The following is a 26,055-nucleotide window of genomic DNA, read 5'->3' as shown; positions in this document are numbered from 1 at the left end:
ACGTCAATTGACGTATTCGCCACCTGCGAAGCGACTCCCACAATGACCGCACTCCCATCCATTTCCAACAGCGAGCTCGTACTGCCATGATGCACGGCGACATTTCAAGCAGCAAGGACACGGTCGGTGTGGCCGTGGTGAACTACAAGATGCCCCGGCTGCACACCAAGGCCGAGGTGCTGGACAACGCGCGCAAGATCGCCGACATGATCGTCGGCATGAAATCGGGCCTGCCCGGCATGGACCTGGTGATCTTTCCCGAGTACAGCACGCACGGCATCATGTACGACGCCAAGGAGATGTACGACACCGCCGCCACGGTGCCGGGCGCCGAGACCGACATCTTTGCCGAGGCCTGCCGAAAGGCCAAGGTCTGGGGTGTGTTCTCGCTCACCGGCGAGCAGCACGAGGAGCACCCTTACAAGGCGCCGTACAACACGCTCATCCTCATGAACGACCAGGGTGAGATCGTTCAGAAGTACCGCAAGATCATGCCCTGGGTGCCCATCGAAGGCTGGTACCCCGGCGACTGCACCTATGTGAGCGAAGGCCCCAAGGGCCTGAAGATCAGCCTGATCATTTGCGACGACGGCAACTACCCCGAGATCTGGCGCGACTGCGCCATGAAGGGCGCCGAGCTCATCGTGCGCTGCCAGGGCTACATGTACCCGGCCAAAGACCAGCAGGTCCTGATGGCCAAGGCCATGGCCTGGGCCAACAACACCTATGTGGCGGTGGCCAATGCCTCGGGCTTCGACGGCGTGTACAGCTACTTCGGCCACAGCGCCCTCATCGGCTTCGATGGCCGCACGCTGGGCGAATGCGGTGAGGAAGACTATGGCGTGCAATACGCGGCGCTTTCCACCAGCCTGATTCGCGACTTCCGCAAGAACGCACAGAGCGAGAACCACCTGTTCAAGCTGCTGCACCGGGGTTACACCGGCCTGATCAATTCGCGCGAAGGCGACAAGGGCGTGTCCGCCTGCCCCTACGGCTTCTACGCCAACTGGGTCAACGACCCCGAAGGCACGCAGAAGGCGGTGGAGGCGATCACGCGGCCCATGGTGGGCACGGAGGAATGTCCGATCGAGGGCATCCCCAACCTGGGCACCGTGGGTCACCGTTAGTGTCTTGCGCTGCCGACCCGCTGGCCGACTGGCGCCTGGCCGAGGAACCCTTTTACCAGCCGGTGGGCAGCGAGATTGCTGCGTTCGAGGCCGCAAGATCGGCGCGTCTGCCGCTGCTGCTCAAAGGCCCGACCGGCTGCGGCAAGACCCGTTTCGTCGAGCACATGGCCTGGCGCCTGCGCCTGCCTCTGGTCACCGTGGCCTGCCACGAAGACCTGAGCGCGGGCGACCTCGCCGGTCGCTGGCTGCTCGATGCCCAGGGCACGCGCTGGATGGACGGAACGCTCGCACTCGCCGCACGCCACGGCGCCATCTGCTACCTCGATGAACTGCTGGAAGCCCGCGCCGACACCACCGTGCTGCTGCATCCGCTGGCCGATACGCGGCGAGCGCTGCCGCTGGAGCGGCGCGGCGAGCTGCTGCAGGCGCACCGCGATTTCCAGCTGGTGGTGAGCTACAACCCCGGCTACCAGGGCCTGCACCGCGACCTCAAGCCCTCCACGCGCCAGCGCTTCGTGGCCCTGGCCTTCGACTACCCAGAGCCTGAGGCCGAAGCCGCCATCGTCGCGCACGAAGGCGGAGCCGATGGCGAACTCGCCCTGCGGCTCGTGCAACTGGCCACGCGCACGCGCCGCCTTCGCGACGAAGGCCTGGACGAAGGCGCCTCCACGCGCATGCTGGTGCACGCCGCGCTGCTGGTGCGCGCCGGCCTCACGCCGCACGACGCCGCACTGCAGGCCATCGCCGAACCGCTGAGCGACGACCCCGAAGTGGGCGCCGTGCTTCGCGCCCTGGTGCGCGCGAGCTTCTGAGTCACATCCGTTCGGGCTGAGCCTGTCGAAGCCGCGATCGCCACCCAAGCACTTCGACAAGCTCAGTGCGAACGGAATCCATGATCCATGCCGTCGATCAGGTCAGCCAGGTACGTCGCGTGGCGCGAGCCTTGTGGGGGCAGCCCTTGCAGACCGCCTGGCAGATCGGCGAGCTGCACCCCGATCGCCGCGCCGTGCTGATGTCGGTCGAGGGGGCCGACCCGGTGCTGCACCTGCCCGGCCTTGTGGATGGTTCTCCCGATCTCTGGCTGGCCACGGCCGCGCACGCCGCCGCCCATCTGCGTTTCGGCGACGAAGCCCAGTCGCGCAAAGGCCTCAAGCCCGTGCAGCAGGCGCTGCTCGGCGTGCTGGAAGACGCCCGTGTCGAATGGCTCGCGCTGCAGGAACTGCCCGGCCTTCGCGCCGTGTGGTGGTCGTATCACGCTGATGCGGCCGCCTTGCGTGGCGCCAGCTTCGAGGACCTGCTCGCCCGCCTGTCCGCCAGCCTGCTCGACCCCGCGCACGACGACCCGCATGCCTGGGTGGCGCGCGTGCGGCGCGTGTTCTTCGAGCCCGATGGCCACACGCTGGCGCTGCGCACGCCCTCGCAGGTGCGTGAGGCGGCCTCGCTGCTGGGCAACGACATCGGCCAGATGCGCCTGCCGTTCAACGTCCGCACTTACGCCGTGCACGCGCGCTACCGCGACGACAACACCCACCTCTGGCTGCCCGACGATTCCCTGCCGCCCTCTGACACCACGCTGCAGGCCGACACCGCACCACCCACCGACGAGGCACCGGCCGCCACGCCCGAGCCCTCTCGCACCGAGCCCGATGCCGTGCATGCCGAGTGGGACCACCGCATCGGCCGCTACCGGCCCCGCTGGTGCCGTGTTTACGGCGGCGGTGGGCCATCGGGCCCACCCGCGTGGCCACCGGGCGCTCTGGCGCAGGGGCAACGGCAACTGGCGCAACGCCTCGGTGCCATGGCTGGACCGTGGCGACGCGGCAGTGGTCGATCCAGCGATGGCGATGAACTGCACCATGCTGCGCTGATCGACAGCGCGCTCGACCTGCGCGGCCTGCGCACGCCCGACCCTCGCGTTCACCGGCGGCCCTGGCGGCCCACACCGCCGCTGGCCGTGCTGTTGCTGCTCGACGCCTCGGCTTCCACCGACCGCAGCGATGCGCAAGGTGGCGATCTGCTCGAGCGCATGCAGCGCAGCGCCGCCACCGCCTCGCTGGCACTGCAGCGCCTGGGCCACCGCAGCGGCCTGTGGGCGTTCTCCAGCCAGGGCCGCCACCGCATCGACATGCCCTGCCTGAAGCACTGGGACGAAGATCTGCCCGCGCTCACACGATTGCGCGGCGGCGGCTCCACGCGGCTGGGCGCCGCACTTCGCCATGCGCTGCGTCTGTGCGAGCAGGATGCGCGTGATCATCCCGGCTGGCAGCGGGTGGTGATGGTGCTCACCGACGGGGAGCCGCACGACATCGACGTGCACGACCCGGACTATCTGCCGGCCGACCTGCTGCGCGTCACGCGCGAGGCCCGTGTGCTGGGAGTGGCCTTGCGGGCGCTCGTGTTTCAGCCCGGCGACGCGGGCCCGCTCAGGGCAGCGTTCGGGCGTGGCAACGTGCGCAGTGCCACCACACCCGGCAGCCTCGCGCCAGGCCTCACTGGCCTGCTCGCAACGGTCCGCTGATCCAGGGGCTAAAATCGCGCCTTCTCAAGGAGCGTTGCAGCGCCGGCGGGTTTTCACAGCCCCCACCGTGCGTCAGGCTTGAGTGGGCGCGAACAGGCCCAAACGGCGCTCACCCAGTCTGTTGTCCGCAACCTGCCTTGGTGAGTCTCATGTCCTCCGATACCGCGTCCCCGTCCCCATCCGTTCCTCCCATGCTGCTGTCCGGCCTGGAGCCGCTGCGCATTGGCGAAGGCAGCCTGTTCGTGAACGTCGGCGAGCGCACCAACGTCACCGGCTCCAAGGCCTTCGCCCGCATGATTCTGGAGGGCCGTTTCGAAGACGCACTGGCCGTGGCCCGCCAGCAGGTGGAAAACGGCGCCCAGATCATCGACGTCAACATGGACGAGGCCATGCTCGATAGCAAGGCCGCCATGGTGCGCTTTCTCAACCTGATCGCCGGCGAGCCCGACATCGCGCGCGTGCCGGTAATGGTGGACTCTTCCAAGTGGGAGGTGATCGAAGCCGGCTTGCGCTGCGTGCAGGGCAAGGGCGTGGTCAACTCGATCAGCATGAAGGAAGGCGTGGACGAGTTCAAGCGCCAGGCCGGTCTGGTCAAGCGCTATGGCGCGGCCGCCGTGGTCATGGCCTTCGACGAGAAGGGGCAGGCCGACACCTACGAGCGCAAGATCGAAATCTGCGAGCGGGCCTACCGCGTGCTGGTGGATGAGGTGGGCTTTCCGCCGGAAGACATCATCTTCGACCCCAACATCTTTGCCATTGCCACCGGCATCGAGGAACACAACAACTACGCGGTCGACTTCATCAACGCCACGCGCTGGATCAAGCAGCATCTGCCTGGCGCCAAGGTCAGTGGCGGGGTGTCCAACGTGTCGTTCAGCTTCCGGGGCAACGACCCGGTGCGCGAGGCCATCCACACCGTGTTCCTGTACCACGCCATCCAGGCGGGCATGGACATGGGCATCGTCAACGCCGGCATGGTCGGCGTGTACGACGAGCTGGAGCCCGAGCTGCGCGAGCGGGTGGAAGACGTGGTGCTGAACCGCCGGCCAGACGCCGGCGAGCGGCTGGTGGAAGTGGCCGAGAACGCCAAGGGCGCCGCACGCGACGACAGCAAGAAAAACGAATGGCGCGCGCTGCCCATTCGCGAGCGTCTCTCTCACGCGCTGGTGCGTGGCATCAACGACCACATCACCGAAGACACGGAAGAGATGTGGCGCGAGATCGAGGCCGGCGGTGGTCGCCCGCTCAACGTGATCGAAGGTCCGCTGATGGATGGCATGAACGTGGTCGGCGACCTGTTTGGCCAGGGCAAGATGTTCCTGCCGCAGGTGGTGAAAAGCGCGCGGGTGATGAAGCAGGCGGTGGCGCACCTGCTGCCCTACATCGAGGCCGAGAAGCTGGCCATGCAGGCATCGGGCGCCGACGTGAAACCCAAGGGCAAGATCGTGATCGCCACCGTCAAGGGTGACGTGCACGACATCGGCAAGAACATCGTGACCGTCGTGCTCCAGTGCAACAACTACGAGGTGGTGAACATGGGCGTGATGGTGCCCTGCCATGAGATCCTGGCCATGGCCAAGGCCGAGGGCGCCGACATCGTGGGCCTCTCGGGCCTCATCACCCCCAGCCTGGAAGAAATGCAGTACGTGGCCGGCGAGATGCAGAAGGACGCGCACTTCCGCGAACGCCGCATTCCGTTGCTGATCGGCGGCGCCACCACCAGCCGAGTCCACACGGCGGTGAAGATCGCGCCGCACTACGAAGGCCCGGTGGTCTATGTGCCCGACGCCTCGCGCAGCGTGAGCGTGGCGCAGGGCCTGCTTTCCGAGCAGGCTGCGGCCTACATCGCCGAGCTGCGTGCGGACTACGACAAGGTGCGCACCCAGCACGCCAACAAGAAGCAGGTGCCACTGTGGCCGCTGGAGAAGGCGCGCGCCAACAAGACACCGATCGACTGGGCCGCGTACACGGCACCGAAGCCCAAATTCATCGGCAAGCGCGTGTTCAAGAACTTCGACCTGAACGAGATCGCGAAGTACATCGACTGGGGGCCGTTTTTCCAGACCTGGGACCTCGCCGGTCCTTTCCCCGAAATCCTCAAGGACGAGGTGGTGGGCGAGGAAGCGCGGCGCGTGTTCAGCGATGGCAAGCGCATGCTGCAACGCCTGATCGAGGGACGCTGGCTGAACGCCAGTGCGGTGGTGGGCCTGTACCCCGCCAACACGGTGAACGACGACGACATCGAGCTCTACACCGACGAGAGTCGCAGCGAAGTGGCGCTGACCTGGCACGGCCTGCGCCAGCAGGCCGAGAAACAGGAGATCGACGGCGTGATGCGGCCCAGCCGCTGCCTGGCCGACTTCGTGGCGCCCAGGGGAGTGGCCAACGACTACGTGGGCGTGTTCGCTGTCACCTCCGGCCTGGGCGTGGAGAAAAAGGAGAAGCAGTTCCTCGACGATCACGACGACTACTCCGCCATCATGCTCAAGGCCATCGCCGACCGCATGGCCGAAGCGCTGGCGGAATGCCTGCACCACCGCGTGCGCACCGACCTCTGGGGTTACGCAGCCGACGAAGCACTGAGCAACGAAGAACTCATCAAGGAAAAGTACCGGGGCATCCGGCCGGCGCCGGGTTATCCCGCGTGCCCGGACCACTCGGTCAAGCGCGACATGTTCGAGCTGCTGCAGTGCGATGACATCGGGATGGCCCTGACCGAGAGCCTGGCCATGACCCCGGCCGCCAGCGTGAGCGGCTTCTACCTCGCCCACCCCCAGAGCACCTATTTCAACGTGGGCCGGGTCGGCGAAGACCAGGTCGAGGACCTGGCCGCGCGCAGCGAAGTGGCGCGCAACGAATTGCAGCGCTGGCTCGCGCCGAACCTTTGAATCGAAACCGGATCAGCCTTTCATGAAAACACTCAACGCACTCTTTGATCATCCCCGCCTCGGCATCCTCCTGCTGCGCTGGACCCTGGCCATCCTCATGATCTTCCACGGCTGGGCCAAGGTCACCGGCGGCGTGGGTGGCATCGAAGGCATGCTGGTCGCCAAGGGGCTGCCTGGCGCGCTTGCCTACGGCGTCTACCTGGGCGAACTGATTGCGCCGCTGATGTTGCTGGTGGGATTCTGGGTGGTGCCGGCGGCGCTGGTGATTGCCATCAACATGGCCTTTGCCGTGGGTCTGGCGCACATGGGCCAGTTCATGGACTTCACGAACAGCGGGGGCTGGCGCCTGGAGTTGCAGGCGTTCTTCTTCATGACGGCGCTGGTGGTGGCCTTCACCAACCGGCTCGGGCCGAACAAGGGGTGATGCCCGCGCGCGAAACCACGCATCAGACCGTTCGGGCTCAGTGCGAACGGGGTCTGGTGACGAAACGCGGCTCCCTTCAGACGTTCATGATCGTCACAGCCCGCGCATTCAGGTAAGCCTCCATCGCTTCCGGCCCGCCTTCCGAGCCGTAGCCCGAATCCTTGATGCCGCCGAATGGCATTTCGGCGGAAGGCATGGCGGGCATGTTCACCCACAGCATGCCCACTTCCACGCGGCGCGCGAGCAGGTCGGCGTTCTTGAGTGAGCGGGTGAAGGCATAGCTGGCCAGGCCAAATGGCAGGCGGTTCGCTTCCGTGATGGCTTCGTCCAGCGTGTTGAAACTGCGCACGGCGGCCATGGGGCCGAAGGGCTCGTCGTTGAACACGCGTGCGTTCAACGGCACGTCGGTCAGGATGGTGGGGCGCCAGAAATTGCCTTGGTCGCCGATGCGTTCACCACCGGTGGCCAGCGTCGCGCCGCGTTCCACCGCATCCTTCGTGAACTCGGCCATGGCCGTGACGCGGCGCGGATTGGCCAGCGGGCCCATCTGCGTGCCCTCGTTCGAGCCGTCACCCACCGCCAGGCCAGCGGCGTGTTTCACCAGGGCGGTCGAAAATTCCTTTGCAATGCTTTCGTGCACCAGGAAACGCGTGGGCGAAATGCAGACCTGCCCGGCGTTGCGGAATTTGGCGCCGCCGGCGGTCTTCACCGCCAGCGCCACGTCGGCGTCTTCGCACACGATCACCGGTGCGTGGCCGCCCAGCTCCATGGTCACGCGCTTCATGTGCTGGCCGGCCATGGCGGCGAGTTGCTTGCCCACCGGCGTCGAGCCGGTGAAGGTGATCTTGCGGATGACGGGGTGCGCGATCAGGTAGGTGGAGATCTCGGCGGGTGTGCCGTAGACCAGACCCAGCACCCCCGGCGGCAGGCCGGCGTCGGCGAAGGCGCGCACCAGTTCGGCGGGCGCGGCTGGCGTCTCTTCAGGTGCCTTGACGATCATCGAGCAGCCCGTGGCCAGGGCAGCGGCCAGCTTGCGCACGACCTGGTTGATGGGGAAGTTCCAGGGTGTGAAGGCGGCCACCGGGCCCACCGGGTCCTTGAGCACCATCTGGCGCATGGCCAGGTTGCCGCGCGAGGGCACGATGCGGCCGTACACGCGCAGGCCTTCGTCGGCGAACCAGTCGATGATGTCGGCGCCCGCCAGCACCTCGCCCTTGGCCTCGGCCAGCGGCTTGCCTTGCTCGAGCGTGAGCAACCGGGCGATGTCGCCCGCGCGTTCGCGCAACAGAGCTGCTGCTGCGCGCATGGTTTTGGAACGGTTGATGGCGGGGGTGTCTCGCCAGGCCTCAAAGCCTTTTTGCGCAGCATCCAGCGCCAGGTCCAGATCGGCCTTGCGCGCATGCGCCACGCGACCGATTTCCTGGCCAGTGGCCGGGTTGAACACCGCCAGCGATTCGCCAGCACTGGCTTCGCGCCATTGGCCGTGGATGAAGAGAAGCGTGTTCGGGTAGCTCATGTCTTGTTCCTGAAAAGAAGGGCTTCGGTTGCGTTCAACCGGGAACCATACCAGTTGCGCGGCAATGGCGTGCAGGCCTGACGGCTCAGACGGACAGCAGTGCTTTGCGCTGATCGAGAAGGAACGGCCGGTCGATCTGGTCTCCCAGGAGGGTGATGGTGTTCCCATCCACGCCAAGGGATGAGAAATGGGATCGCCAACCCTCCACCACGCGCGCCACGCGTGCGGCCTCGTCTCGCGCCTCGCGCCCCGTCAGTCCGTAGGAAGCCGACATCGACAAGGCGTTGGCCACATGGCTCACAGCGCCGTCGTCGCCCACTCCCATGGACTGATAGCCCAGCGCCTGGCCCGTAGGCAACACGTGGAACGCGGGGCTCAGGCGGTATTGCTGGTTGTCCATCGCCAGCAGCGCGTGGCTTTTTTCGTGGTCGTCGGTGTTGTCGATCAGGATGTTGAACACCAGTCGGCGAAACAGCTCGTGCATGTCCTGCCGGTGCAGGTCCCCGGTTACCACGCCGCGGCGGCGCAACCATTGGGCCAGGGTGGGGTAGCTCATCTCGCTGCCTGCAGCGCGCAGCGCCACATGGGCGGAAATGGCGTGCAGGCGCTGGTCCTGGGCGCGGTCGAAGCGTTCAACGGCCACCGCAGTTCCGCGGGCAAGCGCAATGGCGCGCGTGCGTGCTCCTGCATCGGCGCACCGACCTGCACCTTTCGGACCAATGCGTGGACCTGTTCCACTTCGTCCAGGGAGGGCTGTGTGTGGGGGAAGTACCGATCGGGATCAGTGGACACGCCGAGTGCGCCGAAGCGGTCGTCCCCGGTGAAGTACAGCAGCTCCAGCAGCGACATTCGTGGCGGTCGCTCCAGCAGCCTGATCACGCGTTCACCCCAGCGGTCGGGCCGGGCGTCGTCCACCGCACCCGCCGCGCTGTCTTTTTCAGCGGGCAGGTCCTCGCTGAGCGCAAAACCCTGACGCAACCAATGAGTTCCATAGCGAAGCGAAACGCCGCGGCCAGACATCACCAGATTCAACTCGCCCACCAGCACGGGCTGTTCAGGCCGACCGAGGTACCAGAGGTACAAGGTGTCGCTGGGCTGGTAGGCCATGGAAACGCTCAAGTGCGTGAAGGGGTGGACTTGCGCGCCAGGTTGGCATGAATGGACGCGTTGGAGCGCACGGCACGCGTGCGACGAGCGGCCCGAATATCCATCTCCAACGCGCCGGCATCCTGCTCAGGCGCCGCCAGTTCGCCCAACGCCTGAACCCTGCCCATCATCCGAAGCGCGGTGGCAAGGATGCCGGCACTCACACCGGGATCGCCGCGCTCCAGACGCGCAAGCGTCGGCACCGACACCCCGAGGCGCCCCGCCCATTCACGCTGAGATTTATTGTTTTAACGGCTTAACCATCCGGCTTAACCACCCTGCTTCAGCACCCGCCGGTACTGCACCGCCTCCGCCACATGCCCCACGCCCACCGTGTCCGTGCCGGCCAGGTCGGCAATGGTGCGGGCCACGCGCAAGGCGCGGTGGGTGCTGCGTGCGCTCCAGCCCAGGCGCGCGGCGGCTTTGTGCAGGAACTGGATCGCGGCGGCGTCGGCGTGGGCGTGTTCGGTGAGCGCCTGGCCCGCCAATGCCTGGTTGGCGGTGCCTTGGCGCGTGTGGGCACGGGCGCGGGAAGCGATCACGCGCGTTCTGACCGCTGCGCTGCTCTCGCCTGGGGCGGTGTGGTCGAGCAATTCGTCCGGCGCCAGTGCGGGCACCTCCACGTGCAGGTCGATGCGGTCGAGCAACGGCCCGCTGAGCTTGCCCTGGTAGCGGGAAATCTGTTCGGGTGTGCAGCGGCAGGCCCGGGTGGGGTGGCCCAGAAAGCCGCAAGGGCAGGGGTTCATGGCGCCCACGAGCTGAAACCGCGCCGGGAATTCGCTCTGCATGGCGGCGCGCGAAATGCGGATGTGGCCACTCTCCAGCGGTTGGCGCAGAGCCTCGAGTGCGGTGCGCGGGAACTCGGGCAGTTCGTCCAGAAACAGCACGCCGTGGTGCGCCAGCGAGATCTCGCCAGGTCTTGGAGGTGAGCCCCCACCCACCAGAGCAACCGCGCTGGCGCTATGGTGTGGCGCGCAGGTGGGCCGCTGGGCCCAGCGCTCCAGCGCGAAGCGGCCCGCCAGCGAAGCCACCGCTGCGCTCTCCAGCGCCTCGGTGGTGGTCATGGGCGGCAGCAGTCCGGCGAAGCGCTGCGCCAGCATGGATTTGCCTGAGCCCGGCGGCCCCGCCATCAAGATGCTGTGGCCGCCGGCGGCGGCAATCTCCAGGGCGCGCCGCGCGGCGGCCTGGCCTTTCACGTCGGCCAGGTCGGCATAGGCGGGCTCCACGGCCACGGCTGCCGGCACCAGGCGCGCCCAGCCGCCGTCGTCCGGCGCCTCGGTCGAGTTCTCCCTGCCTTCGGGAAGAAAACGGGCCACCACATCCAGCAGGTGGCGGGCTCGGTACACCTCGGCCTGCGGCACCAGGGCGGCCTCTTCGGCGCTGCCGGGCGGCAACACCAGCCGGGCAGGCGCATCGTGCGGGCCGGCATCCCGGTGCAAGGCCAGGCTCATGGCCAGGGCACCGCGCACGGGGCGCAGTTCGCCACCCAGCGAAAGTTCACCGGCGAACTCCCAGCCCACCAGCCTCGGGCTGGCAATCTGGCCGCTGGCGGCAAGGATGCCCAGCGCAATGGGCAGGTCGAATCGCCCTGAATCCTTGGGCAGGTCGGCCGGGGCCAGGTTGACGGTGATGCGCTTGTTGGAGGGGAATTCGAGCCCGGCGTTGGCAATGGCCGAGCGCACGCGCTCACGCGCTTCCTTCACTTCGGTGTCCGCCAGGCCCACCAGGGTGAAGCTGGGCAGGCCATTGGCCAGATGAACTTCCACGCAAACCGGCCGCGCCTCCAGCCCGAGCAGCGCCCGGCTGTGCACCAATGACAAACCCATCGCCCATTTCTCCCTGTTTCGGTGCATTTTTGGCGTCGCGCAGTGTGAAGTGACACGGTCTGAGCGATGCACTTGTTTGGTGCGCACGGCTTTGGGGTGACAGACCCGGCCGTGGCAAAGGCGCGGATGATGGCACAGGCGCCACCGTCGCGGCGATACCGCGTACCCGCACCAGCATGGTGGTGCGCCCGGAAGGCATCCATTGGACGGACCAAAGGCAGCGCCAACGAAGGCGGCTGGCATGGTCCGTGCTTGGGGGTGTAAGCGAGTGTTTGGTCTGCCGCAGGGACAGATCAAGCCCGTTTCATCATCGGTGTCGGCCTCCCCGGTCTGATCACCCTCCTGTTCTAGAAGAGGAATCACAGCATGAAAATGGTTTCAGCCATCATCAAGCCGTTCAAGCTGGACGAGGTGCGAGAAGCACTTTCCAGCATGGGCGTGCAAGGCATCACCGTCACCGAGGTCAAGGGTTTTGGGCGCCAGAAGGGCCATACCGAGCTGTACCGCGGTGCTGAATACGTGGTCGATTTTCTGCCCAAGGTGAAGATCGAAGCTGCCGTGTCCGACGAGCTCGTCGAGCGCGTGATCGAAGCCATCGAAGGTGCCGCACGCACCGGCAAGATCGGCGACGGCAAGATTTTCGTCACCTCCCTGGAACAGGTGGTGCGCATCCGGACCGGCGAGACCGGCAAGGAAGCGCTCTGATCGCCGCCACTGGAAAAGAAAGATCACCGACATGAAAAAACTGATTGCAACCCTGTTCCTGGGCATGGGTCTGGCCTTTGGTGGCCTCAACGCCGTCGCTCAGACTGCAGCTCCCCCCGAAGCGCCCGCGGCAGCAGCGCCTGCAGCCACCGAGGCCCCGGCGGCCATGCCTGCGCCGGCGGCCGACGCAGCCGCTGCGCCGGCCGAGGCTCCCGCCGAAGCCGTCAAGGAAACCATGGACAAAGGGGACGTGGCCTGGATGATGATCGCCACCGTGCTCGTCGTCCTCATGGTCGTGCCTGGCCTGGCCCTGTTCTATGGCGGCCTGGTCCGCAGCAAGAACATGCTGTCCGTCCTGATGCAGGTGATGGTGGTGTTCTCCCTCATCGTCGTGCTGTGGGCCGTGTACGGCTACAGCCTGGCGTTTGGCGGGGAAGGCCTGATCATCGCCAACCTCGACAAGGTGTTCCTGCTGGGCATCAAGGCCGACACCATGGCCGCTACCTTCACGCCTGGCGTGGTGATTCCCGAGTTGATCTTCGTGACCTTCCAGGCCACGTTCGCAGGCATCACCTGTGCGCTGATCGTGGGCTCGTTCGCCGAGCGCATGAAGTTCGCCGCCGTGCTCCTGTTCTGCACGCTGTGGTTCACCTTCAGCTACATTCCGATCGCTCACATGGTCTGGGGTGCCGGTGGCTACCTGTTCGACAAGGGCGCACTGGACTTCGCCGGTGGCACCGTGGTGCACATCAACGCCGCCATGGCGGGCCTGGTGGGCGCCTACATGCTGGGCAAGCGCCTGGGCTACGGCAAGGAATCCATGGCGCCTCACAGCCTGACGCTGACCATGGTCGGTGCCTCGCTGCTGTGGGTGGGCTGGTTCGGCTTCAACGCCGGCTCCAACCTGGAAGCCAACGGTGGTGCAGGTCTGGCTTTCATCAACACGCTGCTGGCCACCGCCGCTGCCGTGCTGGCCTGGTGCATCGGTGAAGCCCTGGGCAAGGGCAAGGCGTCCATGCTCGGTGCCGCTTCCGGTGCCGTGGCCGGCCTCGTGGCCATCACCCCGGCCTGCGGCTCGGTGGGCCCCATGGGCGGCATCGTCATCGGCCTGGTGGCTGGCTTCCTGTGCCTCTGGGGCGTCAACGGCCTCAAGAAGATGCTCGGCGCGGACGACTCGCTGGATGTGTTCGGCGTTCACGGCGTGGGTGGCATCGTGGGCGCGCTGCTCACCGGTGTGTTCTCTGCCGGCTCGCTCGGCGGCATCAAGGGCGACGACTACGCCATCGGCAGCCAGTTGCTGGTGCAGGCCGAAGGCGTGCTGATCACCATCGTGTGGTCGGGTGTCGTGGCCTTCATCTGCTACAAGATCGTCGACATGATGATCGGCCTGCGTGTGACGGAAGAAGCCGAGCGCGAAGGTCTGGACATCACGGCCCACGGCGAGACCGCCTACAACCGCTGATAGCCGCTTCCTCCAAGGTTTTGAAACCCGCGTGCCGAAAGGCACGCGGGTTTTTTTACTTATGATGCGCGCCCGGACACCACAACATTCAGGAGGAAACCATGTCCCGTGCCCAGCCGCGCCTTGTCGTCATTGCCTTCTTCGCCAGTCTCTGCATGGGTGGTGTGGCCGCCCAGGCCACGGGCGGCGACGGCAAGCGAAAGGCGCCCTCCAAGGTCACCTTTCACAAAGCCCCTTCCGAAGAAAGCCCGCAGGCACGCGAAAAGCGACTCAAGCGCGAATGCAAGGGCCGGCCCAACGCTGGCATGTGCGCTGGGTACACCCGTTGAAACCAGGGCGGTGCAATTGCACCGCCTTGTGCAGAAAATTCAACGTCCGCCAGGAGGCCTGCGACTACCATCGCAGGCATGCCTGAAAGCCCCCACGAGTACCCCGGCCTGCTGATTGAACAGGTGCGCGCCGCCGCCGCTGCGAGCACGCCGTTGCGAATCACCGGTGGCCACACCAAAGCCTTCTACGGTGAGCCCGTGCGAGGCGAACCCCTGTCCACCAAGGGCTGGTCCGGCATCGTGAGCCATGAGCCGAGCGAGCTGGTGGTGACGGTGCGTGCCGGCACACCGCTGGCTGAGCTGGAGGCGGTGCTGGCGGAGCAGGGCCAGTGCCTGCCATTCGAGCCACCGCATTTCGGGCCAGGCGGCACCGTGGGCGGCATGGTGGCTGCCGGTCTGGCCGGGCCAGCTCGCGCCAGCGTGGGCACCGTGCGCGACTACGTGCTCGGCGCGCGCTTCATCAACGGGCGCGGCGAGCTGCTCACCTTTGGCGGCCAGGTGATGAAGAACGTGGCGGGCTACGACGTGAGCCGTGTGCTGGCGGGTTCTCTGGGCCAGCTCGGTGTGATCACCGAAGTGAGCTTGAAAGTGTTGCCCTTCGCGCCGGCCGAGGCCACGCTGGTGTTCGAGCTCGGTCAGCGCGAGGCGCTGGAGCAGCTGCACCGCTGGGGCGGGCAACCCTTGCCGCTGAACGCGAGTTGCTGGGTACGTGACCCCCAACCTGGCTTCGCCAGTCCCCCCGAGGGGGCACAGCCGCCCTTGGGGCGGCCCGGCGGTCGGCTGGACGACACGCAACCCAGCGCGCCCGATCTGCTCTTTGTGCGACTGCGCGGCGCGGTGGCGGCGGTCGATGCGGCGTGTGAACGCATGCTGCGCGAAGCCGGCGGCACGCGCATGGACAACGCGCAGGCCGGTCCGGACTGGGCGCTTTGTCGAGATCAGCGACTGCCGTACTTCAACGTGCCATCGCCTGACTTGTGTTTGTGGCGTCTCTCTGTTCCGCAGACTGCGCCCGTGCTTGAACTGCCGTGGGCACAACTCATTGAATGGCAGGGTGCGCAGCGGTGGCTGTGGGCGCCGGCGAGTGCGGCGGCTGAGATCCGCGCCGCCACCGCAGCGGTGAACGGCCATGCCACGCTCTTCCGCACTGGGGCCGATGGCGCACCAGGTGTGCCGCGCTTCGACGCGTTGACCCCCACCATCGCCGCCATCACCCAGCGCCTGCGCACCGAGTTCGATCCCGCCGGCATCTTTGCCCAGCCCGTTTGAGAGAGCACGCCCCATGCAAACCCAGCTCTCCCCCGAATACCAGCAGCGCGCCGATGGCCAGGCAGCCGAGGCCATTCTGCGCAAATGTGTGCACTGCGGCTTCTGCACCGCCACCTGCCCCACCTACCAGCTGCTCGGCGATGAACTCGACGGCCCGCGCGGGCGCATCTACCTCATCAAACAGGTGCTCGAAGGCGCGGAGCCCACCCGCAAGACACAGCTGCACCTGGACCGCTGCCTCACCTGCCGCAACTGCGAAACCACCTGCCCCAGCGGCGTGGACTACGGCCACCTCGTCGACATCGGCCGCAAGATCGTCGATGAAAAAGTGGCGCGGCCCACTGGTGAGCGCGCCGTGCGCTGGTTGCTGAAAGAGGGCCTGCCTTCGCCGCTGTTCGGCCCGGCGATGAGGCTCGGGCAACGGGTTCGCCCACTGCTGCCTTCCGGCTTGAAGAACAAGGTGCCGGCTCCCAAGGCCGCGGGGCGCCTGCCCACCGCCACGCATGCGCGCAAGGTGCTGCTGTTGGCCGGCTGCGTGCAGCCCGCGATGATGCCCAACATCCACGCCGCCACCGCGCGCGTGCTCGATGCCGCCGGCATTCAGGGCGTGATGGCGCCCCAGGCCGGCTGCTGCGGCGCGGTGAAGTTCCACCTGAACGACCAGGACGGCGGCCTGGCGCAGATGCGCGCCAATGTCGACGCCTGGTGGCCGTTCATTGAAAGTGGTGTTGAGTCCATCGTGATGAACGCCTCCGGCTGTGGCGTGACGGTCAAGGAATACGGACACCTGCTCGCCCACGACCCGACGTACGCCGAGCGCGCCAGACGAGTGAGCGCACTCACGCGAGACTTGAGCGAACTGCTGCCCGCGCTGGTACCGTCGCTGCGACCCAGGTTGAAACACGTGCCCGATGCCGCTCGCGTGATCGCCTTTCACCCGCCTTGCACGCTGCAACACGGCCAGCAGCTCAAGGGCGGCGTCGAGCAGCACCTGGCCGCCCTCGGCTTCACCGTGCAGGTGGCGAAGAACGAGGCCCATCTGTGCTGCGGCTCGGCCGGCACCTACTCGGTGCTCCAGCCCGACATCGCTTACACGCTGCGCGACCGCAAGCTCGCCCATCTCGATGAGTTGAAGCCGGCGGTGATCGCCAGCGCCAACATCGGCTGCATCACGCACCTGCAGACCGGCACGGCCACACCTGTGCGGCACTGGGTCGAGGTGCTGGACGACGCGCTGAGATGATCCCCGCGCTCGCCACCTTGCTCGCGTGCCAGTTGCTGGGCGAAGTGGCGGTGCGACTGACGGGTGCGCCGGTGCCGGGGCCGGTGGTCGGGCTGGCCGTGCTGTTGGTGGGGCTGGCGCTGCGCCCGGCCTGGATCGCCGCGATCAAACCCACGACACAAGGCCTGCTGCAGCACCTGTCGCTGCTGTTCGTGCCGGCCGGTGTGGGGGTGATGCAGCACCTGCAGCGACTCGGCAACGAGGCACTGGCCATCGGTGTGGCGCTGGTGCTCAGCACCATCGTCGGCCTGGCGGTCTCCGCCTGGGTGATGATCGCGCTCATGCGCTGGCAGGCGAAACGCGATGCCCGCTGAATCGCCGCAGCGCCTGATCGACATCTGGGTCTACCTCTCGGCCACGCCGCTGCTTGGCCTCACGCTCACGCTCGTGGTCTACCAGGCCGCGTTCATGCTGTACCGGCGCTGCGGTTTTCATCCACTGGCCAACCCGGTGCCGCTGGCCGTGCTGGTGCTCGCTACGCTGCTCTGGGCCACCAGCACGCCCTACGCCACTTACTTTGAAGGCGCGCAGTTCGTGCACTTCCTGCTCGGCCCGGCCACGGTGGCGCTGGCCGTGCCGCTGTTCGAACAGATGCACCGCCTGCGCCGGCTCGCGCTGCCGCTGCTCGGCGCGCTGGTGGCCGGCGTGCTGGCCACCACCACCACCGCCATCGTGCTGGCCTGGGCACTCGGCGCTTCCGCCGCCACCATCGCTTCGCTCGCGCCGAAGTCCGTCACCATGCCCGTGGCCATGGGCATCGCCGAAAAGATCGGCGGCCTGCCCTCGCTTACCGCTGTGCTCGTCATGGGCACTGGCGTGCTCGGCGCCGTAGGCGCACGCACCCTGTTTGACACCCTGCGCATCCAGGACCCGGCGGTGCGTGGCTTCGCCCTGGGCGCCATCGCCCACGGCATCGGCACCGCACGGGCGTTTCAGGAGAGCGAAGAGACGGGTGCTTTCGCGGGCTTGGCCATGGGGCTGAGTGCGCTGTTCAGTGCGCTGGTGCTGCCTACGGTGGCGGGGTTGTTGTTGCGGTGGGTGTAACGCGCACCTGAACGGTGCTTTCACGCCTTTGTCAGCAGAAGCGCATTCTGCAAGCGCTGTTCAACTTTTCGGCGACCGTTCGCAGGCAGGGTTTGAGCATTGGTGGCGGCCATCTGGCATGGCGGCCTTTTGGACAAACTCCGCGCCCTCTTCAACCTCGCCGAATCCCAAGCCTCCCCCATCATCCTGGACCTCGACGGCCTGCTGGCGCGCAACCTCAACCCCAACGGCCGCATCGACAGCGCAGGCATGGGCAACGTGCCCAGCCTGCACCAGGCCATGGCACGGGATGCCTCAGGTGTACTCCAAGACCTCGCGGAGCAGTGGATCAACGCCAGCCCGGCCGGGCGCGCCGGGCTGCTCGGCACCATCATCGATCGCTGGGCGGGGGCGGAGGATGTGGAGGCAGGGCCGTCTCTTTTCATGCCGCAATGTGTTCGCCCGGTGGCCTGCTTCCGTCGGAGCGCAACCCGAAAAATCGCCCGCCAAATTCACTCGGGATCCATGAATCGTCTCTTGAGGTTGAAAAGTAATCAGTTGGTGACTTGATCGGATGGCTGGCTTCACGGCTAAGTCATGATCCGCACGGTTCAAAAAACCTGAAGAGCCAGCGCAGCCAGGCAGCCCACGCGGTCCACTGGCCTGTTCTCTCTTCGGGAAGACCAGCAACACGGCCCGTCCAGAAATGTGGGATGACACCACGCAGACGGGGCGCAGACACAGGGACGGCTTGATGACATTTTTGTGCGACGGGGTTGGGGGAATTGCTGTGGCGGGGCTCATTGCGTTCTTCCGGCGTACTTGCGATCGTGAGGGACGTGGCAGGCGAGCGATTTCTCATCTGCAATCAGGTGTGCAACAACGCGCTCATGGAGCGCCGTTCAATCAGCCCAAGCGCAACTTTTTGAGAACGGCCGACTATGGGACTTGATTTTTTAGAGTTGCTTTTTCAAATAGTTGGGCGCGGGCTGTGCTGGGGCCTGCGGTCGATCACTCGCTATAAGTGTCAACTGTCTGATAGCGGATATGAAGTTCTGGGCTTTATCTTTGCTCTGCTGCTTATATTCGTGTCAATATTTATTGTTGGAGCGTAAATGTCTATTTTCACGAGTTTCCTAATAAAACTTGGAGTCAACAACGCTGCGGTGGAGACCATCGGAGGAAGGCTTGTAGGTTCGCTTTCTGCCTTGAACTCCAGCAATGCAGGCGGCTACATGGATCCCAATACCATTAATGGATACACATACAATGAGACGGACGGACGTTGGTATGGGTATCCGCCTAGGCCTGACTATGGGGTTTGTGATTGGTTTGACCCTGCCTCGCCAGGTACGCAGGCCGAGTTAAATCAGGCCCGGTATTGGCGGGAAATGAATAACCACGTTGAGAAAGCGTCGCCAAGCCAGGGGGATGCCGGTTCGCTCAGTAGCCCATCGTTGTGGGAGCTAATGAGCCGTCTTCCTGGAATTGTTGATAGATATCGAGAAATCGCCCCGGACATTTGGGATCAACTCAATGACTACGCGGGACTTGAGGCCAGCGCTCTTTTGGACAACCTCCGCGCCACCTTCAACCTAGCCGAATCCCAAGCCTCCCCCATCATCCTGGACCTCGACGGCGATGGCGTGGTGGAGACCACGGCCAAAGGCCAGGCCGGCGTGGGCGTGAATTTCAATCTGGACAACAGCGGGTATGCCGAACGCAGCGGCTGGGTGGGCGCTGACGACGGCCTGCTCGTGCGCGACCTCAACGCCAACGGCCAGATCGACAGCGGCGCCGAACTCTTCGGCAACCACACCGTGCTCGCCAACGGCTTCCACGCCCTGGCCGAACTCGATGCCAACCGCGACGGCGTCATCAACGCCAGCGACGCAAGAGCGGTCGGACGCGTTGTGTTTGGTCCAGAAAACGGCAAGAGCGACAGCGACATCGCCTTCACCCAGAACTCCGCCTGGTCCGGCACCCTCTTGTTCGGCTTGCTGGGCAGCAACCAGAACGGTCGGCTGATGGGCACGGGTACGGCGGGTCAGATCGATGCGCTCAACGACGTGCGGGATGTGTTCTATGCCTACTTGTCGTACAAGGCTGCTCTTGCAGCTACACGCTCCAACCAGGAGTCTCACTCCCAGCCGAAGGTGGATTGGCCCATTCTGGGCACCACCATCACGGCCTACCTGAGTGGCAACCACTCCGTGCAGAGCCTGCTCGACACCGTGAAGCAAGGCGCCACGGGTTTGGGGGGCGAAGTGTTCGAGCTGATTGCCGAGCTGACCGCGCAGGACGTGTTTCATCGATGCACAAACGCGGCCAACGATCAACACATGCAGGAGGCCGCATGAAGCTGCTTGCCGCCACTTTGGTGGGTGTGTCCTGTTCGTTGCTGACGGCCTGCGGTCCCTCCGAGCAGAAACGTGCAGAACTGGCCGAGAAGCGGCGCATCGAGTGCCTGGACACATTCTGCGAAGGCGATGTGGAGCCACTGCGCGACAAGGTCAGAGAGGTCGCGCTCAAGATCAATGGGCAGTGGTATGTGGGGCCGACGGAGTACTTTGCCAGACGCAGTGGGGCAGTGTTCTATTGGCCCGGTAGACAACCGGCCTATTCGCCCGGAGACTTTCCTCCGGGGGTCAAAGGGCGTGACTTCTACGACGTGGCGATTGAGGTGTTTTTGCGATCGAACAACATCCCTCCCGAGCCACGAGGCTACAAGCTGATCGAACTCGCAGAGGCCAATGGGTGGATTGCCGACCGCAGGCAGATCAAGCCGGGCCTGGAGGCCATCCGCATGAAGCACGTGCAGGGGCCGGATGGCTACTACATCGATCACCTCACCTACTACGTGGCCACAGACCTCAAGGGCAGCGATGGCCTGCCCCCTGTGGCTGGCTGCAATCACGATCAAAAAAGCTATGGCGGTGGCACCGGTTTCATGTGGCAACCCGGCATCTGGGCCGGTGTGCGCATGAACCAGAGGCACTGCGTCGACTGGCCAGAAATCTATTCCGAAGTCACCCGTGTACTACAACTTCTCAGGAGGGCATAAGCCATGACCGTCAACCTCACCTCAACCGAACTCGACACGCTCACCGCAAAACGCGCCCAAGCAGATGCTGCACAGATTGGGTACTGGGAAATCTACACTTGGCTGGCCGACACATTGGTCGGCAAAGGCGTGTCGAGCTTGGATTCCACTGTGCTCTGGCTGCGTGGCGCGACCGAGGCGAACGAAGGTCAAGGCGCGATGTCGGTGCTGATTCGCGGGTACACGAATACGCAGTACCAGTTGCGCTATGGCAGCAGTGTTTCAGCTGCATTGATGCAGGAAGCGTCTGACACGGTTGCTCGCAGCCTGCTCCGGGATGTCCTTGGCGAAAGTACTGACTGGGTGCGTGGTCAAGTCCCCGACATCGCCCGCATCGCCGAAAGCGACGCACGAGGGGTTGGAGAAACTTTGTTCGGTCCGAACAACGGTAAAAGTGGTAGCGACACCGCCTTCACCCAAAACTCCGCCTGGTCCGGCACCCTGTTGTTTAGCCTGCTGGGCAGCAACCAGAACGGTCGGCTGATGGGCACGGGCACGGCGGGTCAGATCGACACGCTCAACGATATGCGGGATGTGTTCTACGCCTTCCTGTCGTACGAGGCAGCCCTTCGGGGCGCAGCCTCCAACCCGGAGTCCTATTCCCAGCCGCAGGTGGATTGGCCCATTCTGGGCACCACCATCACGGCCTACCTGAGTGGCAACCACTCCGTGCAGAGTTTGCTCGACACCGTGAAGCAAGGCGCCACGGGTGTGGTGGGCGAAGTGTTTGAGCTGATTGCCGAGGTGGGCGCGCCCCGCTTTCTGGACATGCTCATGGGCGCGGCGACGGGCCAGAACCTGATCGGCGGCACCACCGAAGCGAACCTGGCGGAACGGGCGCGAGGGTTTTTCAACGGCTTTGAGGGCACGCTGGCCTCTGTCGACGCGCAGATGCTCCCGATGGACCTTGAGGCGTTGATGGCAATGGCGAGATCGGTGGGTGCAGAAGGCACCCATGTGCGCGCCGCGCTGGCCGCGCTCAGCCCGGTGGCGCTGGAGGTGACGCCGGAGGTTGCAGCGAAGTTCGTGCTGTTCAACTCGGCCACGGGGCAGGGTGTCATCACCCAGGAATGGATCGAAGACAGGGCGGCTTTCACGGTCAACCATTTCAAGTGGTTGCAAGGCTTGGGCGGCATCGTTCAGGGCTCATCGAACGTGCGCTATTTCGACGCCAGCAGCAACACGGAGGTGCTGGTAGGGGCGGGCAGCTCGTATCGCGTTCAGGTGTTGTTCGGCGGAGCGGGCAGCGATGGTCTGACTGGTCAGGGGTTTGCAGACCGCCTCTACGGCGGCGCGGGCAACGACAGCCTCGTTGGCCAGGGCGGTTCGGACCATCTGGAAGGCGGCGAAGGCAGCGACACGCTGGAGGGCGGCGCGGACAACGACACGCTTCACGGAGGTAGGGGCTACGACACCTACCGCTTCGACGCCGACAACTGGGGGCATGACACGATCATCGACAACGATGGTTCGGGCCGCATCGAGTTGGGGGGTGTCACGCTGGGTGCTTTTCAGCGCTGGCCGGGTTCGGCCGACGTGTGGCTGGATGCCACGAAGGCCTATCGGGCCACGGAGTCTTTGAACAGCTTGGTGATCACCCACGTGTCCAGACCCAGCACAGCCACCATCACCATTCGCGACTGGAGTCAAACCCGCAACCTGGGCATCTCCCTAGTGGAGTCGGAGGAGGAGCCCGAGGCGCCGCCGCCAGTCGGCGCTCCGGGCGTTGACCGCCGCGAGGGCGAAGACCACGCCTCGTTGTCAGGCACGTCGGGCAACGACATGCTGACGACGTGGGGTGATTCCCAGGTGGTCTCAGGAGGGTCTGGGAATGACTTGATTTCTATTCAAGGCGAACATGGCCTTTACATGGGTGGACCCGGTACTGACACTCTCCAGGGAGTCGTCAATTTCGCAACCATCGATGGCGGCGCCGACTCGGACTTCATTGTTGTAGGCGGTACCCGCAATCAGATTCAAGGTGGAATGGGAGACGACATCATCGAAGTCGATGGCGATGATCACACCGTGATGGGAGGTTCGGGCAATGACTCGCTGACGATCGGTGGGCGCTATCGCACGTATTCTGTACAAGGCATTACCTTGGATGGAGGCGCAGACGACGACTTTCTGATAGCAGACAACGCGCATCAAGCCGTGTTGATCGGAGGCGCGGGCAACGACACCATCTACAGTAAAAATGCGTCCAACACCATTGTTTACCGTTTTGGTGATGGCAACGATCAGGTGTTCGCCGATGCCGGGAGCAAGCTGGAGCTGTCCGGAATCAGCAGCGGCCAACTGAACTTCGGGCGCGGCATCAACCCCCACACTGGCACGACCCACACTACAGAGTTGGTGTTGTTGGTAGGGGGCCCTGAAGGCGGACAAATTTCGCTGCCGACCTATTTTTCGGACATGTTTCCATCACGTCCCCTGTTGCTTCTTGCAGATGGTGCCTGGGACTATGCCCGTGTGGTCGCGCTGCTGAACCAGGGGGGCAGCGGTGCCGATCTCTTGATAGGCGCGCCAGACCTGACCAATCAGCTTTATGGCGCCGGAGGTGACGACACGCTCATGGCGGGCAAGCTCAACGACACATTGACCGGTGGCCAGGGAAACGACACGCTCTTCGCAGGCAGTGGTACCAACACCTTCGTTTTCAACAAGGGTGACGGTCATGACGTGATCTACCAAGGTCTCAAGACCGGCGGCACCAACCGGGATGTGCTGCAGTTGGGTGACGGCCTAACGCCGGGCGCCACACAGGTGATGCGCGGCACGGGGAGCCAACTTGACCTTACGCTGGTTTTAGGCGGGGGCGATCAAGTCACCCTGATGGGTTACTTTATGGACGCCTTTCGCCTGAAAACCATCGCCTTCGCCGATGGCACGCAGTGGGATCATGAGGCGGTGACACGAATGCTGGAGAGTGACGCCCATGTGAGCGATGACTTTTTGATGGGTACTGCTGGGAACGACGTGCTCAATGGCGGTGGCGGCGACGACATGCTTCTGGGTATGGGGGGCGATGACATCCTTCAGGGGGGCACCGGTACAGACCAACTCAGCGGGGGAGATGGCAACGACCTCTATCGCTTCAACCTGGGTGACGGGCAAGACACGATCATGCAGACCACCGGCAGTGATCGCATTGTGTTCGGCTCCGGTATCGACGCCAGCCAAATCAGCGCCAGTCAAGTTCGCCTTGTTCAGGGCCTCGCCCAGATCACACTTGCTGTGACACCTGGTGATGCGATCCGTTTCTACGCCCGTATGAATGGCATTGGTTACGACATCGAACAATTCGAGTTCGCCGACGGCAGCGTGCTGGGCGCCGACTGGATCAATACCCTGCTGAATCCCGCCCCGGTCACCCCTGGCGGTGCCGACAAAACACTGACGCTTGACGAAGACACCGCCCGCACTCTGACTGTCGCCGACCTTGGGTTCATCGGCGCCGCCGCTGGCGACACCCTTAGCGCCGCGCGCATTGCCACCCTCCCCCTGGCCGGAAACCTGCGACTGAGCGGCCATGTGGTCAGCCCCGGTCAGGTCATCAGCGCCGCAGACGTGGCCGCAGGTCATTTGGTGTTCAACCCCGCACCCAACGCCTATGGCAACGCCCACGCCCACTTCACCTTCTCGGTCGCTGACCAGAATGGCGCCTTCGATCCCACGCCCAACGCGCTGAGCTTCAACGTCCTCCCAGTCAACGACACTCCGCTGCTGGTGCAGCCCCTCCCCGATCAGGCCGGTATGTCTGGCGCCGAGCTGACCCGCACCATCCCCACCAGCGCCTTTACCGACGCGGATCCTGGCGACACCCTAACCTTTACCGTCCACCTGGCCGACGGTTCGCCCCTGCCCGCCTGGCTGAGCTTCAACCCAGCCACCCGCACCCTGCAGGGCACCCCCCCCGCTGGTACCGACGCCGACCTCTCGATCCGCATCACTGCCACCGACCTCGCAGGCGCCAGCGGCAGCAGCGTGTTCAACCTGCACATAGAGCCCGACTACGCCTCGCCCGTGCTCTCCCCCACCACCCACACCCTGGCCGAGCACTACCTCACCCTCACCCTCACCGGCACGGCCGCCATCAACGGCACCGGCAACACCCTGAACAACGTGCTCACTGGCAACAACGCGAACAACGTGCTCAACGGCGGCGCAGGCGCAGACCGGATGGCCGGCGGCCTGGGCAACGACACCTACGTGGTGGACAACGCGGGCGACGTGGTGACCGAAGCGGCCAGCGCGGGTACCGACCTCGTGCAATCCAGCGTGAGCCACACCTTGAGCGCCAACGTCGAGAACCTCACCCTCACCGGCACGGCCGCCATCAACGGCACTGGCAACACCCTGAACAACGTGCTCACTGGCAACGGTGCGAACAACGTGCTCAACGGCGGCACAGGCGCAGACAGGATGGCAGGCGGCCTGGGCAACGACACCTACGTGGTGGACAACGCGGGCGACGTGGTGACCGAAGCGGCCAGTGCAGGCACGGACCTGGTGCAATCGGCCATCAGCTACGTGCTCGGTGCGAACCTGGAGAACCTCACCCTCGCCGGCACCGCCGCCATCAACGGAACTGGCAACACCCTGAACAACGTGCTCACTGGCAACAACGCGAACAACGTGCTCAACGGCGGCACAGGCGCAGACAGGATGGCCGGCGGCCTGGGCAACGACACCTACGTGGTGGACAACGCGGGCGATGTGGTGACCGAAGCGGCCAGTGCAGGCACGGACCTGGTGCAATCGGCCATCAGCTACGTGCTCGGTGCGAACCTGGAGAACCTCACCCTCACCGGCACCGCCGCCATCAACGGCACTGGCAACACCCTGAACAACGTGATCACCGGCAACAGCGCGGCCAACGTGCTCAATGCCGGTGACGGCAACGACGTGCTCAACGGCGGCGCGGGCGCAGACCGGATGGCCGGCGGCCTGGGCAACGACACCTACGTGGTGGACAACGCGGGCGATGTGGTGACCGAAGCGGCCAGTGCAGGCACGGACCTGGTGCAATCGGCCATCAGCTACGTGCTCGGTGCGAACCTGGAGAACCTCACCCTCACCGGCACCGCCGCCATCAACGGCACCGGCAACACCCTGAACAACGTGCTCACTGGCAACAACGCGAACAACGTGCTCAACGGCGGCACAGGCGCAGACCGGATGGCCGGCGGCCTGGGCAACGACACCTACGTGGTGGACAACGCGGGCGACGTGGTGACCGAAGCGGCCAGCGCGGGTACCGACCTCGTGCAGTCCAGCGTGAGCCACACCTTGAGCGCCAACGTTGAGAACCTCACCCTCACCGGCACGGCCGCCATCAACGGCACCGGCAACACCCTGAACAACGTGCTCACTGGCAACGGTGCGAACAACGTGCTCAACGGCGGCACAGGCGCAGACAGGATGGCCGGCG

At 65.2% G+C, this 26,055-nt stretch carries 21 protein-coding genes and 1 riboswitch; of the genes, 16 read left to right on the top strand and 5 right to left on the bottom strand.

Going from position 1 to position 26,055, the window contains the following annotated elements; translation table 11 throughout:
• Window positions 1-86 precede the first annotated feature (86 nt).
• The 5 genes from AB7F11_RS09835 (at window position 87) to AB7F11_RS09815 (ending at window position 6,957) form a co-directional block, all read left to right on the top strand.
• A complete protein-coding gene (locus AB7F11_RS09835; RefSeq protein WP_428289421.1) occupies window positions 87-1,127 on the top strand; it encodes an aliphatic amidase in 1,041 nt (346 codons plus the stop codon).
• Complete coding sequence (locus AB7F11_RS09830) at window positions 1,079-1,939, top strand: CbbQ/NirQ/NorQ/GpvN family protein (protein WP_428289420.1); 861 nt, start codon at window positions 1,079-1,081, stop codon at window positions 1,937-1,939. The genes AB7F11_RS09835 and AB7F11_RS09830 overlap by 49 nt, the downstream gene beginning before the upstream one ends.
• Before the next feature lie 80 nt (window positions 1,940-2,019).
• Window positions 2,020-3,645 carry a nitric oxide reductase activation protein NorD gene (locus tag AB7F11_RS09825; RefSeq protein WP_428289419.1) on the top strand — a complete coding sequence of 542 codons (1,626 nt, stop codon included), beginning with the start codon at window positions 2,020-2,022 and terminating at the stop codon, window positions 3,643-3,645.
• Window positions 3,646-3,665: 20 nt separating this feature from the next.
• A riboswitch (S-adenosyl-L-homocysteine riboswitch) is annotated at window positions 3,666-3,763 on the top strand.
• A 31-nt stretch (window positions 3,764-3,794) separates the two neighbouring features.
• Entirely contained in the window at window positions 3,795-6,533 is a 2,739-nt protein-coding gene (gene metH / locus AB7F11_RS09820) for a methionine synthase (RefSeq protein WP_428289418.1), read from the top strand.
• A gap of 22 nt (window positions 6,534-6,555) precedes the next feature.
• Entirely contained in the window at window positions 6,556-6,957 is a 402-nt protein-coding gene (locus AB7F11_RS09815) for a DoxX family protein (RefSeq protein ID WP_428289417.1), read from the top strand.
• A gap of 76 nt (window positions 6,958-7,033) precedes the next feature.
• Here the strand turns inward: AB7F11_RS09815 and AB7F11_RS09810 are convergent, their stop codons facing one another.
• The 5 genes from AB7F11_RS09810 to AB7F11_RS09790 all read right to left on the bottom strand — a co-directional run bounded on the left by AB7F11_RS09810 (window position 7,034) and on the right by AB7F11_RS09790 (window position 11,445).
• On the bottom strand, window positions 7,034-8,473 hold the full coding sequence (locus AB7F11_RS09810) for an NAD-dependent succinate-semialdehyde dehydrogenase (RefSeq protein WP_428289416.1): 1,440 nt from the start codon (window positions 8,471-8,473) through the stop codon (window positions 7,034-7,036).
• Between the two features lie 85 nt (window positions 8,474-8,558).
• Window positions 8,559-9,116, bottom strand: a complete 558-nt coding sequence (locus AB7F11_RS09805) for a HipA domain-containing protein (protein WP_428289415.1) — start codon at window positions 9,114-9,116, stop codon at window positions 8,559-8,561.
• A complete protein-coding gene (locus AB7F11_RS09800) occupies window positions 9,026-9,580 on the bottom strand; it encodes a hypothetical protein (RefSeq protein WP_428289414.1) in 555 nt (184 codons plus the stop codon). Before AB7F11_RS09800 ends, AB7F11_RS09805 begins: the two co-directional genes overlap by 91 nt.
• An 8-nt stretch (window positions 9,581-9,588) precedes the next feature.
• Entirely contained in the window at window positions 9,589-9,822 is a 234-nt protein-coding gene (locus AB7F11_RS09795) for an XRE family transcriptional regulator (RefSeq protein WP_428289413.1), read from the bottom strand.
• Between the two features lie 66 nt (window positions 9,823-9,888).
• Window positions 9,889-11,445: a YifB family Mg chelatase-like AAA ATPase gene (locus AB7F11_RS09790; protein WP_428289412.1), complete on the bottom strand. Its 1,557-nt coding sequence runs from the start codon at window positions 11,443-11,445 to the stop codon at window positions 9,889-9,891.
• A gap of 366 nt (window positions 11,446-11,811) precedes the next feature.
• Between AB7F11_RS09790 and glnK the strand changes: the two genes are divergently transcribed.
• The 11 genes from glnK to AB7F11_RS09735 all read left to right on the top strand — a co-directional run.
• The gene (gene glnK / locus AB7F11_RS09785; RefSeq protein ID WP_086126640.1) at window positions 11,812-12,150 is read left to right on the top strand and encodes a P-II family nitrogen regulator; all 339 of its coding nucleotides are present in this window, start codon (window positions 11,812-11,814) and stop codon (window positions 12,148-12,150) included.
• 31 nt (window positions 12,151-12,181) lie between these two features.
• Window positions 12,182-13,612: an ammonium transporter gene (locus AB7F11_RS09780; protein ID WP_428289411.1), complete on the top strand. Its 1,431-nt coding sequence runs from the start codon at window positions 12,182-12,184 to the stop codon at window positions 13,610-13,612.
• A 101-nt stretch (window positions 13,613-13,713) separates the two neighbouring features.
• Window positions 13,714-13,941, top strand: coding sequence for a hypothetical protein (locus AB7F11_RS09775; RefSeq protein WP_428289410.1), 228 nt, complete (start codon window positions 13,714-13,716; stop codon window positions 13,939-13,941).
• A gap of 78 nt (window positions 13,942-14,019) precedes the next feature.
• A complete protein-coding gene (gene glcE / locus AB7F11_RS09770; RefSeq protein WP_428289409.1) occupies window positions 14,020-15,210 on the top strand; it encodes a glycolate oxidase subunit GlcE in 1,191 nt (396 codons plus the stop codon).
• Between the two features lie 13 nt (window positions 15,211-15,223).
• Window positions 15,224-16,453: a glycolate oxidase subunit GlcF gene (gene glcF / locus AB7F11_RS09765; protein WP_428299983.1), complete on the top strand. Its 1,230-nt coding sequence runs from the start codon at window positions 15,224-15,226 to the stop codon at window positions 16,451-16,453.
• A complete protein-coding gene (locus tag AB7F11_RS09760) occupies window positions 16,450-16,806 on the top strand; it encodes a CidA/LrgA family protein (RefSeq protein WP_428289407.1) in 357 nt (118 codons plus the stop codon). The genes glcF and AB7F11_RS09760 overlap by 4 nt, the downstream gene beginning before the upstream one ends.
• The gene (locus tag AB7F11_RS09755) at window positions 16,796-17,536 is read left to right on the top strand and encodes an LrgB family protein (protein WP_428289406.1); all 741 of its coding nucleotides are present in this window, start codon (window positions 16,796-16,798) and stop codon (window positions 17,534-17,536) included. Before AB7F11_RS09760 ends, AB7F11_RS09755 begins: the two co-directional genes overlap by 11 nt.
• A gap of 129 nt (window positions 17,537-17,665) precedes the next feature.
• Complete coding sequence (locus AB7F11_RS09750) at window positions 17,666-18,085, top strand: hypothetical protein (RefSeq protein ID WP_428289405.1); 420 nt, start codon at window positions 17,666-17,668, stop codon at window positions 18,083-18,085.
• A gap of 545 nt (window positions 18,086-18,630) precedes the next feature.
• Window positions 18,631-19,875, top strand: a complete 1,245-nt coding sequence (locus tag AB7F11_RS09745; RefSeq protein WP_428289404.1) for a hypothetical protein — start codon at window positions 18,631-18,633, stop codon at window positions 19,873-19,875.
• A complete protein-coding gene (locus AB7F11_RS09740) occupies window positions 19,872-20,579 on the top strand; it encodes a hypothetical protein (RefSeq protein WP_428289403.1) in 708 nt (235 codons plus the stop codon). Before AB7F11_RS09745 ends, AB7F11_RS09740 begins: the two co-directional genes overlap by 4 nt.
• A 3-nt stretch (window positions 20,580-20,582) precedes the next feature.
• The coding region (locus AB7F11_RS09735) for a putative Ig domain-containing protein (RefSeq protein WP_428299984.1) at window positions 20,583-26,055 on the top strand (5,473 nt) is incomplete at its 3' end.

Origin of the sequence: Hydrogenophaga sp. (assembly GCF_050250835.1) — a bacterium.
In the GTDB taxonomy this organism is placed as follows: Bacteria; Pseudomonadota; Gammaproteobacteria; order Burkholderiales; family Burkholderiaceae_C; genus Hydrogenophaga.
The sequence above is the reverse complement of the archived record's forward strand: the minus strand, read 5'-3'. Positions and strand labels throughout refer to the sequence as shown.